An 18,767-nucleotide genomic window follows, 5' to 3' on the forward strand; every position below is an offset into this window, starting at 1 on the left:
TGCGTTTTTGATCGAACCATTTAAAGAACAATTCTTCGCACTACGTTCATTTTTTCTTTACGCTATCCTGTTTTTATGTATTAATTGGCTGCTTCCAACAATGAAAGAGTGGACAAGGTTTTTTTTCTTAATAGTAGTGATCATGGTAACAATTCGACCTGTTTTTAAGGCTTTTACACAAATGCAACATATAACAGAACAGCTAATGGATGTTTATCTTGTTCTGTCGCCACTTTTAACATCCTCTTTGCTTCTTGGCTCAGGGATATTTTCAGTGCTTTCCATTAGTCCTGTTTTCCTTATTTTCCTGCAGACTATTTTAGTGGTCGTTACAAAATATTTAATCCCTATGTTAATCGCCACATTTGTTTTCGATTTTATTACGCGAATGCTTCCTGAGCTCTCGTTTGCCAAAATGTCAGATTTTTTGCGAATGTCGGTTTTGAGCGTAGTATCCGTATCTGTCCTAATTTATACCATGTTACTTGCTACAAATGGAGTTTTGGTTGGTACATTTTCAGGAGAAATAGCTGAGCCGGTTAAAAGGCTCTTGCAACAAAATATTCCTATCATCGGTTCCCTTGTCACAGAATCTCTCAATACTTTTAAAAAATACTCGTCGACAGCTTTAATTACTACGAGTACTGGTTTACTTGTAAGCGTTTGGAGTGTAACGATTCTTCCGACACTCAATATTTTAATACTCGGTTTTTGCTATCGTTTTCTAGCTGCTGTTTTAGAACCGTTCACAGACAGTAAGGTGAATGGATTAATCGAAGATGTAAGCAAAACACTTTTCATTCTATGTGCTGTGTCATTCCTTATTGCATTTGCCTATTTCTTCACGATTATGATGGTCGTGCTTATGGTTCAGATGCAGATGGGAAAGGGGGGGGCATAGTGGCAAGTTTTTTATTTAATTTGCTAGTGTATTGCCTCATCGGAAAAATCCTGCTTCTTATTCTTCCTAAAGATGTGGAAGAGGAGGCGACACTGTTATTAAAAATGGTGCTTGCTTTATATAGTATTCAATACTTTTTGTAACACTTTTGCATATTGCTGAAATAAGATTCATAGATTGTGTTAGTCGTTAATGTTTTGAAGGAGGAGATGTCCTTGGAAAAGCAGCAAATTTTAAAAAACCGTTTCTTGCCGCAGGAATTTTAGTCGCAATACTTCTAGTAAGCGGAATATTCTCGCTTACGAATCACACCAACAAAGATCCATCGAATGCTGGCAGCGAACAAACAGGGACCCAGGATCTCACTTCTATTCTTAGTTCCATTGAAGGTGTTGGTAAGGTGATGATTTATTTTTACTATGGCCAGACAAACGACCAGCCTAAAAAGGAAGAGTCATCCCTTGGACAATATTTTAACTGGCAGCAAACAAATGGAGAGAGTAAACAGAAAGTAACCGGCGTGTTAGTCGTAGCTGAAGGAGCTGATTCTTTAACAGTAAAAAATGATCTTGTAGCAGTCTTATCAAGTGTACTTGAAATACCAACTCATCGTATTGTCGTACGTTCAATGGAAAAAAAGGAGGATACCCCATGAGAGTAAAAAAGAAAGCAGTATGGTTTTTAACATTATTAAGTTTGGCAGCAGTCATTTCGGTCTATTATTTATCTAATCCAGTAACGCCATTTAACGGACTTGCTATTTTCAGTGATAATTCATTGAAAGATACGAAGATTAGCGAACTTGCAAGTAAGACAAGCAAAACAACTCCTGTTACTACAGAAAGCCACTTATTTGAAGAGATGCGTATGGAGCTGCAAAACGAGCGCAGTCAATTGAAAGAAACACTAACTCAAAAAGTTGCTTCTTCTCAATACAGTGCAGATGAAAAGAACAAATATTTCGATGAAATTGATGCGATTACAAAAAATGAATCAAATGAAGCGATGCTTGAAATGTTGATTCGCACATTGGGATACTCAGACGCATTTGTTCGGGCTGAAGACGATCAAATTCGTGTAACAGTACAGGCAAATGAATTATCAAAAGAAAAAGCGAATGAGATTGTTTATATGGTGAAAAAAGAGTTTAATGAAGGAAAAGTAGTAGTAGATTTCCAATCCGAAACAATTAACTAAATAAAACGTCTTCTGAAGATGGGGAAACAACCTAGTTGTTTTTCCGTCTTTTTTGTGTGTAATTTATCCTTTAGATGGATGAATGTAGATTATAAATACAGCTCTAATAAGTGTTTTGAATTATCTTCAAGGAAAAGGAGGAATTATGCCCAAAATGTTGAAGATATCTATATTCCCAAATAACTGTTTAAAAATATTACCAAACACGATAAAATAAAACTTGTACTATATCACAATATAAGGGGAGTAACATATGTTGAAAATTCAAGAAATACGCGAGATTATTAAATTAGTAGATGCTTCTTCAATTGAAGAATTCGTGTATGAGGCTGACGAAGTAAAAGTCAAACTCAAAAAAAATAGCGGGATTGTTATCTCAAATCATACTCCCGAAGCACCAAAACCAATTGAAACAGTGCAAGCTACACCAGCTGTTGAAGCGCCTGTAGCTAAAGCAGCTCCAGCTGTAGAAAAACAAGAAGCGAAAACAGTTGAAACCGCTTCAACTGAATCATTGCATAAAATAGTTTCACCTATGGTCGGAACATTCTATCAGGCGCCAAGTCCAGATGCAAAACCTTTTGTTCAAGTAGGAGACAAAATTGGAGAAGAATCCATTGTTTGTATTGTAGAAGCGATGAAGTTATTCAATGAAATTGAAGCAGAAGTTAAAGGTGAAATCGTCGAAATCCTAGTGACTGACGGTGAATTAGTGGAATATGGCCAGCCTTTATTCCTAGTAAAAGAAAACTAAGGGAGGCTATGCTCTATGTTGAAAAAAGTATTAATTGCCAATCGCGGAGAAATCGCAGTTCGCATTATCCGTGCATGCAAAGAATTAGGTATTGCCTCTGTAGCAGTTTACTCAGAAGCAGATAGTGAAGCGCTGCATGTACAGTTGGCAGATGAAGCTTATTGCATCGGCTCTAAGTTTTCAAGCGATAGTTATTTAAAGATTGACCGTATCTTAACAGTAGCAGAGAAATCAGGCTGCGATGGTATCCACCCAGGCTATGGTTTTCTTGCTGAAAATGCGAGTTTTGCCGAAGCATGTGAAGATGCAGGTATTACGTTTATCGGCCCAACATCACAGGCTATAAATATTATGGGAATTAAAGATATTGCTAAAGATACTATGATTGCTGCTGGCGTGCCGACAGTACCAGGTTCGAAAGGACTTGTTGCTGATGAACATGAAGCAGTAGCTGTAGCACAAGAAATTGGCTATCCTGTTATTATTAAAGCAACTGCCGGCGGTGGAGGTAAGGGTATCCGTGTGGCACGCGATGAAGAATCTTTGATTAAAGGCGTTCAAATCACCCAAAAAGAAGCACAAGCTGCTTTCGGTAATCCAGGCGTCTATTTAGAAAAGTTCATTGAAGATTTCCGCCATTGTGAAATCCAAGTGCTTGCAGATGAATATGGTCATACGATTCATCTAGGTGAGCGTGATTGCACTGTGCAACGTCGAATGCAAAAGCTTGTTGAAGAAGCGCCTTCACCTGCATTGTCTGAAGAAAGACGCACTGAAATGGGCGAAGCAGCCGTAAAAGCAGCGAAGGCTTGTGGTTATCGCGGAGCAGGTACAGTTGAATTTATCTATGACTATAAGGCAGATCGATTCTACTTTATGGAGATGAATACGCGCATCCAGGTTGAACATCCTGTTACTGAGGAAATTACTGGGGTTGACCTTGTACGTGAGCAATTAAAAATTGCCTCTGGCGAAAAATTAACATACCAACAAGAAGATATTGTGGTAAATGGTTGGTCAATTGAGTGCCGCATTAATGCAGAAAACCCATCAAAAAACTTCATGCCTTCTCCAGGCAGAGTGGAAAATTACCTAGCGCCAGGTGGTATTGGCGTACGTATTGATTCTGCTATGTATCCAGGCTATGCGATCCCACCATACTATGATTCAATGGTAGCAAAATTGATTGTTCATGCCGATACTCGTGAAGAAGCGATCGAAAAGATGAAACGTGCACTTGGGGAGTTCATTGTGGAGGGTCCTGGAATTCATACAACTATTCCATTCCACGAAAAATTAATGGATCATGAAGTATTCAAATCAGGTAAATTCAACACGAAATTCCTTGAAGAAAATGATGTCATGAATTCATAAGAAAGAAAGGGGCAAGCTAAATGGCTGACGAAATTGTACATTCAGTACCGCAAGAAACACCCGCTGACAAGACGTCTCTTGGCCGTATTGAGGTAGCACCTGAAGTCATTGAAGTGATTGCGGGTATTGCGACTACTGAAGTGGATGGTATTTCAAAAACAAGAGGCAACTTTGCGACAGGTGTTGTAGAGAAGTTCGGCAAAAAAGTGCATGGCAAAGGCATTAAGACTGAATGGACAGAAGAAGGCTTAGTCGTCGATGTTTATTGCTTTGTCCAATATGGTGTATCAGTTGCTAAGGTTGCAAAACAAGTGCAATCACATATTCGCGAAGCCATCGTAAATATGACCTCTCATCAAACAAAAGAAGTGAATGTACATATTACAGGAATCTTATTTGATCAAAGTGATATGAAAAACTAAATAAAAGTCATACAGAAGCTTCTGGTGGTGGAGAACTCACACCATTCTTAGAAGGGTTCTTAAAGGTATCTTTATGCTTTTAAGAGCCCTTTTTTTTACAGTATTTCAGCCCCATTGTCGAATTTTTCAAAACATGCAAGAATCCATGCTTCTATAGGTGTTTTGTGATAAAATAAATCTATTGTAAATAAATGAAACACTTCACATAATGACAATTATTAAAATGGTCAGATGAGTAGTAAAAGGAGCACATTTTAGATGAAGCGACGAGAAGCGCGGGAAAAAGCATTACAAACCCTTTTCCAATTAGAAAATACAGAGCTGACAGTACAAGAAGCAATGGAGCATATCATGGGTGAAGAAACAGATACGTTCTATGAAAAGATAGTAACTGGTACAACTGAGCATTTGCAGGAGATTGATGCAGCACTAGCTGAAAAACTTGAAAATTGGTCTTTTGATCGCGTAGCAAAAATTGAACGCACTATCTTGCGTTTAGCTGCATATGAGCTGTTATTTACACCTGAAACACCAAAAAGTGTTGTATTAAATGAAGCAATTGAATTAAGTAAGACATTTGGCGATGAACAATCCAGCAAATTTGTGAATGGAGTTCTTTCTAAATTTGCTTAAAATCCTTAAATAGAGGTGGAAAGAATGTCAGGCAAATTGATCAATGGTAAAGAAATTGGTGGAAAGATTCGAGAAACGATTCAACAGGAAGTGAACGACTTAAAGAGTGAAGGCATTACCCCTGGCTTAGCAGTGATTTTGGTCGGCGATGACTCTGCATCGCATACATATGTGGCTAATAAGCAAAAAGCTTGTTCAGAGCTAGGAATTTATTCGCGTTTAATCCAATTTGAAGCCGAAATATCAGAAGATACTCTGTTATCTCAAATCGAACAATTGAATACTGATTCGGCGATTGATGGCATTTTAGTGCAATTGCCGTTGCCTAAACATATCAATGAACAAAAAATCATCGATGCTATATCTCCATATAAAGATGTTGACGGTTTCCATCCAATCAATGTAGGTAAAATGCTGATTGGTGAACCCTCATTCCAGCCATGTACCCCTTCTGGGATTATGAAACTGCTGGAATACTCAAATGTTGATGTAGCAGGCAAGCATGCTGTCGTTGTAGGCCGAAGCAATATAGTTGGCATACCGATGGGGCAGCTTCTACTAAAAAAAGATGCAACAGTTACGTATTGCCACTCTAAAACACAGGATTTAAGTGCTATTACAAAACAAGCTGATATATTGGTTGTAGCGACTGGCCGTGCCAAGTTAATCGGCAAAGAAGATGTAAAAGATGGGGCAGTCGTGATTGATGTAGGCATGAATAGAGATAATCATGGCAAACTTTGTGGGGATGTTGACTTCGATGCAGTTTTTGAGAAAGTTTCGGCTATTACCCCTGTACCTGGTGGAGTCGGACCTATGACGATTACAATGCTTCTTTACAATACATTGCAATCTGCCAAAAAGAAGTCAAGTAGACAACCTTTAGTCAAATAATATGAAGACATGGGCTGTTTTTCTAGCGAAAGACAGCCCATTTCACTGATAAGTACAACTATCTTTGTGAAATGGGAAATAGGAATAAACGCTGGTATCTTTACCAGTGTATAGATAAGGAGTTTTCGTATTTTGGCAATGCCTTATTTATCAGTGCAAGCACTTACAAAATATATCAAAAAAAAGTTTGATGCAGATCCTCATTTGCGCAATGTTTATGTTAAAGGTGAACTCTCCAATGTGAAGCATCATATTGGGTCTGGGCATATTTACTTCACCTTGAAAGATGAAAAGTCGCAAGTGAAAGCAGTTATGTTTGCTATGCGCGCTAAAAAATTGAAGTTTAAACCTGAAAATGGCATGAAAGTGTTGATTAAAGGGGATGTAACGGTTTACGAAGGCGGCGGGCAATATCAATTATATGCCGAAGAAATGGAACCGGATGGTATAGGTAGTCTTTACTTAGCATTTGAGCAATTAAAAGAGAAGTTGCAGCAAGAGGGACTATTTTCTGATACCCATAAAAAACAAATCCCAGCCTTTCCACAAAGAATAGCAGTTGTGACAGCTCCGACTGGTGCTGCTATCCGTGATATTTGCACGACGATTAAACAACACTATAAGTTAGTGGATATTGTTATTTTTCCTGCACTTGTTCAGGGGGAAAATGCTGCCAAAAGCATTGCGAAAGCAATTGAACAGGCAAATAATACACCGAATATCGATACATTAATTGTTGGTCGTGGCGGAGGTTCCATAGAGGATTTATGGGCTTTCAATGAAGAGATTGTTGCAAGAGCTATCTTTAATAGTAAGTTGCCGATCATTAGTGGTGTAGGTCATGAGACAGATACGACCATTGCTGATTTTGTAGCAGATGCAAGAGCTGCAACACCGACGGCAGCCGCAAAACTTGCTGTGCCAAGCAGCCAAGAACTTTTGAAATATCTGCTCACAAAAAAAGCTCAACTAATTCAATTGACTCAATCTAAAATTAGAAGCGAACGTAGCCGTTTAGACCGCTTGCAAAAATCCTATCCACTCAGTCTACCTGACAGGCTCTATCGACCGTTTACCGAACAGCTCATGCGTTTAGATGAGAGGCTTCAACAGGGGACAGTACGTTATGTGAAAGACCAAAAACAGCTTATTCAAAGATTAGATCAAACCTTGGCAATACGCACACCGGTAACACAAATTAAGCAAGAAAAGAAAAATGTAATCAATTTAGAAAGTGCTTTGCAAAAAGCAATTGTAGGGCAAATCAATCAAAAAAAAGAAGAGTTTCGTTCTGCAATCAGAACTTTGGAAGCGTTAAATCCACTTTCTATCATGACAAGAGGGTACAGTATTGCATACCAGAATGGTACTGTTGTCAAATCAGTTGATGACCTTCACACACAAGATCAAATTGAACTACACTTGCATGACGGAAAAGCTTTAGCATCCATTGTATCTGTTACGAAGAAAGGAGACTAAAAATGGCTAATGAAAAACAAACCTTCCAAACTTCAATTAACGAATTAGAAGAGATTGTACAAGTATTAGAAACAGGCGAAGTGCCGCTTGAAGATGCAATTGAACTGTATAAAAAGGGAATGAAACTATCAAAGTTTTGCCACGACCAATTGACAAAGGCAGAAGAACAGCTTGTCTCTATTATGGATGAAAGCGGCAAAGAAAAGCCGTTCGAGCCTACAGGAGAAGAGGGAAATAAACAATGACGCTACAACTCCAATCATTCATGAAAAGTAATATTCCACTCGTTGAAAAACATATGGATGATCTTGTGAAGATTATTACAGCACCGGAAATATTAAAAGAATCAATGCTTTATTCACTGAATGCAGGTGGTAAAAGAGTTCGCCCTTTATTTGTGCTAGCTGTTATGGATCATTTCAATGTAAAAGATGATGCAGCTTATACTGTCGGTGCTGTCATTGAAATGATTCATACCTACTCTTTAATCCATGATGATTTGCCAAGTATGGATAATGATGATTATCGACGCGGCAAATTAACAAATCATAAAGTTTTCGGCGAAGCCTTTGCCACACTTGCTGGTGATGCGTTAAATACTCTAGCTTTTGGCATACTAGCTAGAATGCAACATGTGGATGCAGAGAAACGTTTAGAACTCATCAACCTATTAAGTATTGCAGCTGGCGCGGAAGGTATGGTCGGCGGACAAATTCTAGATATTCAGGGTGAAGAAAAGCAGCTGACATTAGAAGAACTAGAGAAAGTCCATATTAATAAAACAGGTGCTATCCTTCGCTTTAGCATTGAAGCTGGTGCTATACTTGCTAATGCAACAGCAGATGAAAGAAGCATATTGGCAGAATACGCCCATCACATTGGATTATGCTTCCAAATACAAGATGATATTTTAGACGTAGTAGGTACCACAGAGCAGCTTGGTAAGACAGCAGGCAAAGATGTAGCAAGCGACAAAAGCACATACCCTGCATTATTAACACTTGATGGGGCAAACAAGAAATTGCAACAACATTTCCGTTTAGCAATCGAAGCGTTAGATAAATTGCCTTCTGACAGTATTTTACTTAAAGAATTTGCTGAATATATTGTTCATCGTAACAAGTAACAGCTCAAAATTTTGTGCAATTGTTTACTATGCTTTTATTGAGCAATTTTCCATGTATGTTTTGGGAAACTCTCTTAAAGCTGTTTATAACAGTGAAGAAAGGCTGAACGATGCTTTCTCAAATGTTGAGGCTAAGTTGAACCAATTGAGTTCATACTCTATACTGGGTTAGGTCTATTAATGTCATATTAAATGATCCTTAAATTCATGTGGGAAGAAAAAAGACCCCCAATGTGTGAAGTTTTACTTTATCACTGTTATAATGGTGTAAAACAACAATGTGCGATGAATCTATAATGAAAAGGTGTGTGATGGCGATGGATTTAACACAGATATCTAGTCCATCCTTTCTAAAAGAATGTACAACAAAACAACTACAGGACCTTAGTGAAGATATACGTAAGTTTCTAATTGAAAAGTGCGCTCATACTGGAGGTCATATTGGCCCAAATCTTGGGGTTGTTGAATTAACGATAGCTTTGCATCGAGCTTTTAATAGCCCAGAAGATAAATTACTTTTCGATGTCGGCCATCAAGCGTATGTCCACAAAATTTTGACTGGACGCGCTTGTGAATTTGATTCACTTAGACAATATAAGGGATTGTGTGGTTTCCCGAAACGCAGTGAAAGCGAACATGATGTGTGGGAAACAGGGCACAGTTCTACATCCCTTTCAGCAGCAATGGGAATGGCAGCAGCCCGCGATGTCAAAGGCGAACATAACTATATTGTTCCTATTATTGGTGACGGTGCTTTAACAGGCGGTATGGCGTTAGAAGCTTTGAACCATATCGGACATGAACAAAAAAATATGATTGTGATCCTAAATGATAATGAGATGTCTATTGCGCCTAACGTAGGTGCTTTGCATAATGTGTTAGGTCGCCTTCGCACGGCGAGTCAATACAATAAAGCAAAAGATGAATTAGAGGGACTTTTAAAGAAAATCCCTGCTGTTGGCGGTAAGTTAGCTTCAACAGCTGAGCGTGTGAAAGATAGTTTGAAATACTTGCTTGTATCAGGCATTTTCTTTGAAGAATTAGGCTTTACCTATCTCGGACCAATTGATGGTCATAGCTTTGAAAGCCTTGAAGACACGTTACAAAATGCTAAAAAAACGCAAGGGCCTGTCCTTATTCACGTTGTAACAAAAAAAGGAAAAGGCTATACGCCTGCTGAAAACGATACTGTTGGTACTTGGCATGGCACTGGGCCATATAAAATTGAAACAGGAGATTTTATTAAATCTTCAACAACAGCTCCAGCATGGTCAAAATTGGTTGCTGATACAGTCACACGCATTGCGCGTAAGGATCCTCGTGTTGTAACCATCACTCCTGCTATGCCAGTGGGTTCCAAATTAGAGGGATTTGCAAAAGAGTTCCCAAATAGGTTCTTTGATGTAGGGATTGCAGAACAACATGCTACTACGATGGCAGCTGGGATGGCAGCAGAAGGAACGAAACCATTCCTTGCGATTTACTCTACATTCTTACAACGTGCATATGACCAAGTTTTACATGATATTTGCAGACAAAAGTTAAATGTATTTATTGGTATCGACCGCGCAGGCTTGGTGGGAGCAGATGGCGAAACACACCAAGGTGTTTTCGATATTGCCTTTTTACGTCACATGCCGAACATGGTGATTATGATGCCTAAAGATGAAAATGAAGGGCAGCATATGGTAAAAACGGCACTTGATTACGATGCAGGTCCAATTGCACTCCGTTATCCAAGAGGTAATGGTTTAGGAGTACCGTTAGATGAAGAATTGCAACCGATTGACATTGGTACTTGGGAAGTATTACAGGATGGTACTGATGCAGCAATTCTAACGTTCGGAACCACTATTCCAATGGCAAAAGCTGCAGCTGATCTCTTAGCTACTAAAGGTATCAAAACGGAAATTATTAATGCTCGTTTCATTAAGCCTATGGATGAAGATATGCTTCATCGTTTATTTGAAAGCAAAAAGCCTATTCTTACGATAGAAGAAGCCATGCTTGAAGGTGGTTTTGGGAGTGCTGTGTTAGAGTTTGCAAACGACCATGGTTATGATACGGATTTAGTTGACCGCATGGGCATTCCTGATGTATTTGTTGAACACGGGAATGTAGACTTATTGCTACGTGATTTGCATATGACAGAAGAAGACGCTGTAGAAAGCGTGCTTCATCTTATCGATAAAAAATCTAAGAAGCAAGCGGGTTTAGAAACAAAATGACAACGAAAATACCGAAAGAACGAGTAGATGTATTGCTTGTACAACGGGGCCTCTGCGAAACACGTGAAAAAGCCAAACGCTTGATCATGGCAGGCCAAGTTTTTTCTAAAGAAGTGCGTGTAGACAAAGCTGGTGAAAAAATTCCAGTTGATGCAGATCTTCAAATTAAAGGCCAACAATTGCCGTATGTGAGTCGCGGTGGTCTCAAATTAGAAAAGGCTTTAAACATATTTGATGTAGATGTTTCAGGAAAGCTTATGTTGGACATCGGATCTTCTACAGGCGGCTTTACTGATTGTGCGCTGCAAAATGGTGCAAAACACTGTTATGCACTAGATGTAGGCTCAAACCAACTCGCTTGGAAAATACGATCAGATGAACGTGTAACGGTGATGGAAAAAACCAATTTCCGTTATGTCACACCAGTTAACTTCGATTCTGGTTTACCAGACTTTGCAACAATCGACGTTTCATTTATTTCTCTTGAATTAATTTTACCTGTTTTGAAAACATTGTTATTACCAACGGGCGATGTAATTGCACTTGTAAAACCGCAATTTGAAGCAGGGAAAGATAAAGTTGGGAAAAAAGGAATTGTCCGAGAGGCTAAGACACATCTTGAAGTATTAGAAAAAGTGGCTAACTTTGCTGAAAATACTGGTTTCGTATTAAAAGATGCATCCTACTCTCCAATTACAGGTGGAGAGGGAAATATTGAATTTTTATTCCATCTATACAATCCTCAGAATGGTGAGGAAGTCCATTCATTTACTGATTTCAACAAGTTAGTAAATGAAGCACATCAACAATTGAAATAACGCGGCCACGACTCACGGCCGTGTTTTTTCTTGTATAACAATAGGAAAAATGTTACCTTATTTAAGATAAGCATAATTATGCACGAGGTGATCACAGTTGAATAAAAGCCAAAGACATATTCGCATACGCGATATGATCGCAAATAATGAGATAGAAACACAAGATGAATTAGTGGATATGCTGAAAGAAGCAGGCTACCATGTGACACAAGCTACCATTTCAAGAGATATTAAAGAACTTCATTTAATAAAAGTGCCATTGCATGATGGGCGTTATAAATATAGTTTACCGGCAGACCAACGCTTTAATCCGATCCAAAAACTGCATAGAGCTTTAGCGGATGCCTTTGTGTCTATAGATGGTACAAGCAATATGCTTGTGATGAAAACATTGCCAGGAAACGCACATGCAATCGGTTCTTTATTGGATCGGTTAGATTGGGAAGGAATTCTTGGAACTATTTGCGGCGATGATACAATTCTTATTATTTGCAGAGCAGATGAAGAAAGAAACCTTATTAAAGATCGCTTGTTGGAAATGTTATAGCTGTAAACGGGGTGTGAAACTTGTTAAAAGAACTGTCAATTAAAAATTTCGCTATTATTGAAGATCTGACGGTCGACTTTCAAGAAGGATTAACGGTCTTGACTGGAGAAACTGGGGCAGGGAAGTCTATTATTATCGATGCCGTGCAACTTCTTGCAGGAGGGCGAGGATCTCAAGAATTTATTCGCCATGGGGCGAAAAAAGCCGAATTAGAAGGACTTTTTACCCTATCTTCATCGATGCATACAGCATATTCTAAATGTGCGGAAGCTGGCATTGATATAGAAGAAGGCTCGGTCATCCTTAGACGAGACTTAAATGATAACGGGAAAAGTGTTTGCCGAGTCAACGGAAAACTTGTCCCACTATCATTACTTAGGGAAATAGGTGCAACATTAATCGACATTCACGGCCAGCACGAAAGCCAAGAATTAATGGATGATAAGCATCACCTTTCGTTGCTTGATCAATTCGCAGGAGATCAAATCACAGATCAAAAAACGCTGTATATTTCGCAATACGAAGAATATCGCCTGTTGAAAAAGGAGCTTGCTGCGATTTCAGTTAATGAGCAACAAGTGGCACAAAAAATTGATCTCTTTCAGTTTCAAATCAAAGAAATTGATGCATGCAAATTTGTGCCTAATGAAGAAGATGAATTAATGGAAGAACGCAGAAGACTGCTAAATTTCAACAAAATATTTGAAGGCGCAAGTACAGCGCACGAAACCATTTTAGGTGAATCAAAAGGGCTTGATTGGATTGGTCAAGCTATGTCCGCATTAGAGGATGTGGCTACTGTTGACGAAAGCTTTAATGAGTATTCAGAAGCTGTATCGAACGCATTTTACAATTTGCAAGAAGCTGCATTTGGAGTGAAAAATATTCTGGATGAGCTTGAATTTGATCCAGAGAGGCTGAATGAAGTAGAGCAACGTTTAGCTCTTATTGGATCAATGAAGCGTAAATATGGGCATACTTTAGAAGAAATTCTAACGTATCGTGAAAAAATAGGCGAGGAATTGGCATCTCTCTTAAACAGAGATGAAAATATCCAAAAAAAAGAACAGCAATTAATGACATTGCAAAAAACATTGCAAAAAACCGCCGAAAAACTAACAAGTATTCGCAAAATTGTAGGGGAACAGTTGTCTTTTTCCATTATGCAGCAGTTACGTGAATTGTATATGGAAAAAGCCGAATTTAGTGTTCATTTTGAAACATTGGCTCCTGGTCAGTTTGATCAATATGGAGTTGACCGTGTTGTCTTTTATATTGCGACAAATATAGGAGAACCGCCTAAACCATTGACGAAAATCGCGTCTGGCGGGGAACTTTCACGTGTCATGCTAGCGCTTAAAACGATTTTTTCTTCATCTAATGGTATTACTTCCATTATATTTGATGAAGTCGATACTGGCGTTAGCGGACGAGTTGCTCAAGCTATTGCTGAAAAAATTGCAGCGGTTTCAATACATTCACAGGTTTTATGTATTTCTCATTTGCCTCAAGTTGCCGCAATGGCTGATCATCATTATTATATCCAAAAGCAAGAAGATGCACACAGAACATTTACGTCTTTGACTGAGATTTTTGATGATGATCGGATTGGTGAAATTAGCAGAATTATGTCTGGCGCAGAAGTAACAGATCTGACTTTCCAACATGCTAAAGAATTGATCGACATTGCAAATGAAAGAAAGAAAACAATGCATGCATAAAATAGCAAAACATCTTACATAAATGTGAGGTGTTTTTTTATACGCCAAATAGGTGCACAAATATTTACCTTTCATAACTATCTCAATTATAGCCATGATAATTAAAAAAGGAGGTGGCATATGAGAAATGCAAAGCGCTCTTTCTTGAGCTTGATCATTTTGCTGGGAATACTGTTATCCATGTCGACAATGGCAAGCGCCGCTAAGAAGGTGATACCAATGGGGGATTCAATCGGTGTGGAATTGCAGCTGGCAAATGTGACGGTTTCAAATGATGTCTTGTTGCAAGAAGGAAGCTGGCTAAAAAGAGGAGATATCGTCAAGAAAGTGAATAAGACTAAAATCAAGAAGCTTGAGAACATCCACCAAATCTTGGAAAATTCATCAAAAGATGCCATTAAGATGACAGTTGGACGAGATGGGGAAGATCAAACCGTCAAAGTGCGGAAAGAAGAAATGGCATCTGTCATGAATTTTTTGCGCGACGAGACAGATGGGATTGGAACACTCACTTTTTTAGATCCAGAAACAAAACAATATGGAGCGCTTGGCCATCAGATTATTGACCAGATATTGCAGGAACCGCCGAATTTTAATGATGGGTCCATTTTTTATGCGCGAATAGAACATATTAAGAAAAGTATTCCAGGAGAACCTGGTTACAAAATTTCTTCTGTAGAGAATGGAAATGGCGAAATTGGAGATATTGAGCTAAATAGTTCATATGGCATTTTTGGAAAATGGCAAAACACTTTACAACCATCATTGCCAAAAGCAATTGAAATTATGCAGCCATCTCAAATTAAAAAAGGCCCGGCCAAAATATTAACAACTATTCAAGGAAAAAAGGTAGAAACCTTCGATATCACGATTACAAAAGTGAACAACAAAAGTTTTCAAATAGAAGTAACGGATCCTGTCTTAAAAGAAAAAACAGGTGGAATTTTGCAAGGGATGAGCGGAAGCCCAATTATTCAAAATGGTCATTTTGCCGGGGCGGTTACTCACATGTATATTGAAAGCCCGGAAAAAGGCGCTGCGTTGCCAATTACTGAAATGCTTAAAAATCAACCTGCATAATATTTATTTTTAGCTGTCTCTAAGAAAGAGACAGCTTTTTCTTCTTTTTATTTGGTATTCTTTTTACAAAAAATCTGTTACAATAATAGTCAATAAACACCACGAATTAATTTACATAATATTGTCGAAATTGAAATTATTCATATTCCTTCATACTCATTTTTCAAAAAATTGAAGGGCTATCCGTAAAGATGTCGAATTTACCATTTTGTATCAAACGTATGTCTAGATTTATGCAAGAAACAAAAATCAGATTGAATCTTGGGAAAAATGAAGGAGGAGTCCTGTATGAACAAAGTAAAAGTTGCAATTGTGGATGATAATAGTGAGTTGGTGAAAGCTCTGGAGGAGTATCTGTCACAGCAACCAGAAATTGATGTAATCAGCACAGCGACAAATGGCAAACAATGTTTGAAAATGCTGGAAAGCCAAGTGCCGGATGTGCTGTTATTAGATATAATTATGCCGCACCTTGACGGGTTGGCTGTATTGGAAACGATCCATGAAAACCCACAGCTTAATAGTATGCAAGTAATTATGTTGACTGCATTTGGACAAGAAGATGTAATGAAACAAGCAGCAGAGCTTGGTGCATCTTACTTTATGCTAAAGCCTTTTGAATATGATCGTTTAGCGTCTAAAATACTGCAAGTGGGCGGTAAAAAAGTGGAAAAACAAAAAAGGGTTAGTGTCCTGCAAAGCTCCACACCACAAAAGATGGATCAGCGCCAATTAGATGCAACCATAACGGCAATAATCAAAGAAATAGGCGTTCCAGCGCATATCAAAGGCTATGCATATTTACGAGAAGCCATCCAAATGGTCTATCTCGATGTAGATTTACTTGGTTCCATTACCAAAATTCTTTATCCAGATATTGCAAAGAAATTTGATACGACGCCATCACGAGTAGAGCGTGCAATTCGCCATGCTATCGAAGTTGCATGGAACCGCGGAAACTACGAATCTATTTCCAAAATGTTTGGTTATACAGTCCATCACTTAAAATCTAAGCCAACCAATTCAGAATTTATCGCTATGATCGCTGATAAGATTCGTATTGAAATGGTGGCTGTTTAAAGCAATGGTAGCATGGTTTTTTCCGAAGGCTTCACGGAATTATACCCGATAAACTTATTATATATAACGATAAACTAGCGCTAGTTATAAGGCCTGCTTTTACGATTTATTCGATCGTAAGAGGAGGCGCTTTTTGTTGGTTAAAAAAGGATTTTGAATTGATATAGATTGATATTTCAATTATTTCGAGAAAGTTATGTCAGTAAGATAGTGGAAATCGAATGAATAGATGCTAAGATGGTTTGCCCGTAAATTAGAAGAAAAGGTTTATTTCGAATGTGGAGCTTAAATAAATGATTTAGCTGTAACTGTAGGTGGAAGAATACTTGTGGAATAATCCTTCATCGCGCTGAAAAACGAAGGAATAGTGGATTTTAGATGCTGATAAGGAAGTGGCTTAGAAATATAGAATACATTTCAACTCTAGAAAAAATTGTTAGTATAAAAAAGGACAGGCGTACAACGCAAGTCCTTATTTTTGGATTAATCCACTTAAAAAGAATAGAAAATATTTTGCGACTAAATAGTCCGAAAACTGGATGTTGAATAAAACTGCTTAGTTTGGTCTTTTCTAATGTAACCAATTGTTTAGGATTCAATAAAAGCACTTCCTATTTCGTCTAGAAGTGACTGGGCTTAACGATTAGAAGTGGTTATACTGGCCGCTTGCAGAAGCCGTAAGATAAGAATATTGAAATAGCTTAACTCTCTATATATTCTCATTGAATTGTCTAATATGAGTTATGTATGCTTGATAGAAATCAACTTATTTTAAGATGATAATTGGAAATATAAATAGGTATATGACATAAATAAATAAAATTGAAGCTATACATAAGTAAGAAAGTAAATATATTCGAAACCTAGTTTGTTTTCGATTCATTTATCTTTAATCCTCCATCTTAAACATTAAATCTATATAAGAGTTTTTTATAGATATAATTATCCCTACTAACAGCATATTTGATAATAATGAACTCCCACCATAGCTTAAGAAAGGTAATGTTACTCCTGTTACAGGCAATAACCCCATTGTCATACCGACATTTTGAAACACCTGAAATGTAAAAAGACTTACGATTCCTGATGTCATAAGAATAGTGAATTGAGTATTTGCATTTAATGAAATGAGTACAAATCTAAATATCATTAAAAACAATATAATCAATACAATAGATGCACCTATAAAACCGGTTTCCTCTGCAATATTTGAAAAAATAAAGTCTGTGTGTTTTTCTGGGATATATACGTTATTTTGCATAAAACCTTTTCCTGTGATTTGTCCTGAACCAATTGCTAGAATACCTTTCTGTGTTTGGTAAGCAGAGTCGCCATAACTAAAGGGATCAAGCCAGCCGTTTATACGAGAAACTTGGTGAGGAGATAGACTTCCCAAAACTTTTTCTTCATAAAATCTGTTGAAAAAGAAGTAACAAATTATTATAAAGCCCACTATAGTTGTGGGAATACTTAAGAGGAAAAACAAAATCTTCTTTTGTATTCCAGAGAAGAACAGCATCGGTAATAACATTGAAATATATAGCATAATCATTCCTGTATCAGGCTGAATATATACTAGAAACATAGGGGGAAGAGTTAGTAATGCTATTTTGCCAAGTAATATAAAATCAGTTTTTAATTTATGAACGCTATACTTTTTATTATGTGTAATAGTTATCCAGCTTGTTAAAATTAAAAATGCAAACTTTAAAAACTCTGAAGGCTGGAAACTACCTAGAAAAGGAATCTGATACCATGCTTTAGCATCATTTATAGGTCTAGCTATACTCTCTGGTGCAAAAATTAATCCAATTAATGCAAAAGTAATAACGATATATATTAAGAGAGCAAAAGTCCTTAGTTGTACTAAATCTAATTTAGATACTAGAATCATTACACCAAACCCTAAAATATAATAAAAGATTTGTTTGTAAACAAAGTTCATTGCTCCAATATATTGTCCACTTTTCAAACTACTTGAATAGATAAAAACACAACTTATTATGCATAATAAAATAATATATATAATTATTAAATAATCTAAATTATATTTTCTGCTTCTGATCATCTAAAAACTCCTCAAAATCTCTTTTACTTTTCACAATAATAATATCCCTAATTATATCATTAGTACCTTATTTGTAAAAACATAGAAAAATTAGTCTGGAAACAATTTCTTGAAGTATTTTATAAGATTAAATAACGAAAGCACGACGACATGGCATAGAAGAAATTCGAAAATGGAGCCTAGGGATGTGTAAGAATGGCTTAGTCATTTACGCTAATTCCAGCTAATCAAAGCAACTGGTATGAACGTTCTTACCAAATTCAAGGCGTCTTAGTTCCATTAGCTAGAACTATTTACGCTATTTTGTTGACGTGAAATTACCACGTAAAAGGGTGTCACAAACAATCATAATCAATATAACGGTATAGTAAGGGGGGAGCTTTAGAAGCGCTTCCTGCACTATAGGCGAAGAGCTATGAGGAATTATATAGTGAGCAATTTAATG

General features: G+C 37.4%; 19 protein-coding genes. 18 read left to right on the plus strand and 1 reads right to left on the minus strand.

What is annotated here, in order from left to right:
• Nucleotides 1-7 precede the first annotated feature (7 nt).
• The 18 genes from M2M59_RS06990 (at nt 8) to spo0A (ending at nt 16,254) form a co-directional block, all read left to right on the plus strand.
• Nucleotides 8-901, plus strand: coding sequence for a stage III sporulation protein AE (locus M2M59_RS06990; protein WP_184117496.1), 894 nt, complete (start codon nt 8-10; stop codon nt 899-901).
• Nucleotides 901-1,044 carry a hypothetical protein gene (locus tag M2M59_RS06995; protein ID WP_158512567.1) on the plus strand — a complete coding sequence of 48 codons (144 nt, stop codon included), beginning with the start codon at nt 901-903 and terminating at the stop codon, nt 1,042-1,044. The genes M2M59_RS06990 and M2M59_RS06995 overlap by 1 nt, the downstream gene beginning before the upstream one ends.
• Nucleotides 1,045-1,301: 257 nt before the next feature.
• Nucleotides 1,302-1,556: a hypothetical protein gene (locus M2M59_RS07000; protein ID WP_147193618.1), complete on the plus strand. Its 255-nt coding sequence runs from the start codon at nt 1,302-1,304 to the stop codon at nt 1,554-1,556.
• Nucleotides 1,553-2,098 (plus strand): SpoIIIAH-like family protein, encoded by a 546-nt coding sequence (locus tag M2M59_RS07005; protein ID WP_066786653.1) that lies wholly within the window; start codon nt 1,553-1,555, stop codon nt 2,096-2,098. Before M2M59_RS07000 ends, M2M59_RS07005 begins: the two co-directional genes overlap by 4 nt.
• Nucleotides 2,099-2,351: 253 nt before the next feature.
• Nucleotides 2,352-2,852: an acetyl-CoA carboxylase biotin carboxyl carrier protein gene (gene accB, locus M2M59_RS07010; protein WP_249775846.1), complete on the plus strand. Its 501-nt coding sequence runs from the start codon at nt 2,352-2,354 to the stop codon at nt 2,850-2,852.
• A gap of 15 nt (nt 2,853-2,867) precedes the next feature.
• On the plus strand, nt 2,868-4,226 hold the full coding sequence (accC, locus tag M2M59_RS07015; RefSeq protein WP_066786659.1) for an acetyl-CoA carboxylase biotin carboxylase subunit: 1,359 nt from the start codon (nt 2,868-2,870) through the stop codon (nt 4,224-4,226).
• A 20-nt stretch (nt 4,227-4,246) separates the two neighbouring features.
• Nucleotides 4,247-4,648: an Asp23/Gls24 family envelope stress response protein gene (locus M2M59_RS07020; RefSeq protein ID WP_147193616.1), complete on the plus strand. Its 402-nt coding sequence runs from the start codon at nt 4,247-4,249 to the stop codon at nt 4,646-4,648.
• Between the two features lie 258 nt (nt 4,649-4,906).
• Nucleotides 4,907-5,281, plus strand: coding sequence for a transcription antitermination factor NusB (gene nusB, locus M2M59_RS07025; RefSeq protein WP_147193615.1), 375 nt, complete (start codon nt 4,907-4,909; stop codon nt 5,279-5,281).
• A gap of 24 nt (nt 5,282-5,305) precedes the next feature.
• On the plus strand, nt 5,306-6,175 hold the full coding sequence (gene folD, locus M2M59_RS07030) for a bifunctional methylenetetrahydrofolate dehydrogenase/methenyltetrahydrofolate cyclohydrolase FolD (RefSeq protein WP_147193614.1): 870 nt from the start codon (nt 5,306-5,308) through the stop codon (nt 6,173-6,175).
• A gap of 129 nt (nt 6,176-6,304) precedes the next feature.
• Entirely contained in the window at nt 6,305-7,654 is a 1,350-nt protein-coding gene (gene xseA / locus M2M59_RS07035; protein WP_249775984.1) for an exodeoxyribonuclease VII large subunit, read from the plus strand.
• Between the two features lie 2 nt (nt 7,655-7,656).
• Nucleotides 7,657-7,899 carry an exodeoxyribonuclease VII small subunit gene (locus tag M2M59_RS07040; protein ID WP_147193612.1) on the plus strand — a complete coding sequence of 81 codons (243 nt, stop codon included), beginning with the start codon at nt 7,657-7,659 and terminating at the stop codon, nt 7,897-7,899.
• On the plus strand, nt 7,896-8,780 hold the full coding sequence (locus tag M2M59_RS07045) for a polyprenyl synthetase family protein (protein ID WP_147193611.1): 885 nt from the start codon (nt 7,896-7,898) through the stop codon (nt 8,778-8,780). The genes M2M59_RS07040 and M2M59_RS07045 overlap by 4 nt, the downstream gene beginning before the upstream one ends.
• 317 nt (nt 8,781-9,097) lie before the next feature.
• Nucleotides 9,098-11,008 (plus strand): 1-deoxy-D-xylulose-5-phosphate synthase, encoded by a 1,911-nt coding sequence (gene dxs / locus M2M59_RS07050; RefSeq protein ID WP_147193610.1) that lies wholly within the window; start codon nt 9,098-9,100, stop codon nt 11,006-11,008.
• Nucleotides 11,005-11,826, plus strand: coding sequence for a TlyA family RNA methyltransferase (locus tag M2M59_RS07055; RefSeq protein ID WP_249775847.1), 822 nt, complete (start codon nt 11,005-11,007; stop codon nt 11,824-11,826). Before dxs ends, M2M59_RS07055 begins: the two co-directional genes overlap by 4 nt.
• A gap of 97 nt (nt 11,827-11,923) precedes the next feature.
• Nucleotides 11,924-12,373, plus strand: coding sequence for a transcriptional regulator AhrC/ArgR (ahrC, locus tag M2M59_RS07060; RefSeq protein WP_066786684.1), 450 nt, complete (start codon nt 11,924-11,926; stop codon nt 12,371-12,373).
• A 20-nt stretch (nt 12,374-12,393) separates the two neighbouring features.
• Nucleotides 12,394-14,094: a DNA repair protein RecN gene (recN, locus tag M2M59_RS07065; protein ID WP_249775848.1), complete on the plus strand. Its 1,701-nt coding sequence runs from the start codon at nt 12,394-12,396 to the stop codon at nt 14,092-14,094.
• A 120-nt stretch (nt 14,095-14,214) separates the two neighbouring features.
• The gene (locus M2M59_RS07070) at nt 14,215-15,174 is read left to right on the plus strand and encodes a SpoIVB peptidase S55 domain-containing protein (RefSeq protein ID WP_249775849.1); all 960 of its coding nucleotides are present in this window, start codon (nt 14,215-14,217) and stop codon (nt 15,172-15,174) included.
• 288 nt (nt 15,175-15,462) lie between these two features.
• On the plus strand, nt 15,463-16,254 hold the full coding sequence (gene spo0A, locus M2M59_RS07075) for a sporulation transcription factor Spo0A (RefSeq protein WP_066786694.1): 792 nt from the start codon (nt 15,463-15,465) through the stop codon (nt 16,252-16,254).
• An 889-nt stretch (nt 16,255-17,143) separates the two neighbouring features.
• On the opposite strand, the gene M2M59_RS07080 is transcribed toward spo0A, so the two are convergent.
• Entirely contained in the window at nt 17,144-18,322 is a 1,179-nt protein-coding gene (locus M2M59_RS07080; RefSeq protein WP_249775850.1) for an FtsW/RodA/SpoVE family cell cycle protein, read from the minus strand.
• Between the last annotated feature and the right edge of the window lie 445 nt (nt 18,323-18,767).

The sequence above is a fragment of the Rummeliibacillus sp. G93 genome (assembly GCF_023515935.1).
In the GTDB taxonomy this organism is placed as follows: Bacteria; Bacillota; Bacilli; order Bacillales_A; family Planococcaceae; genus Rummeliibacillus; species Rummeliibacillus stabekisii.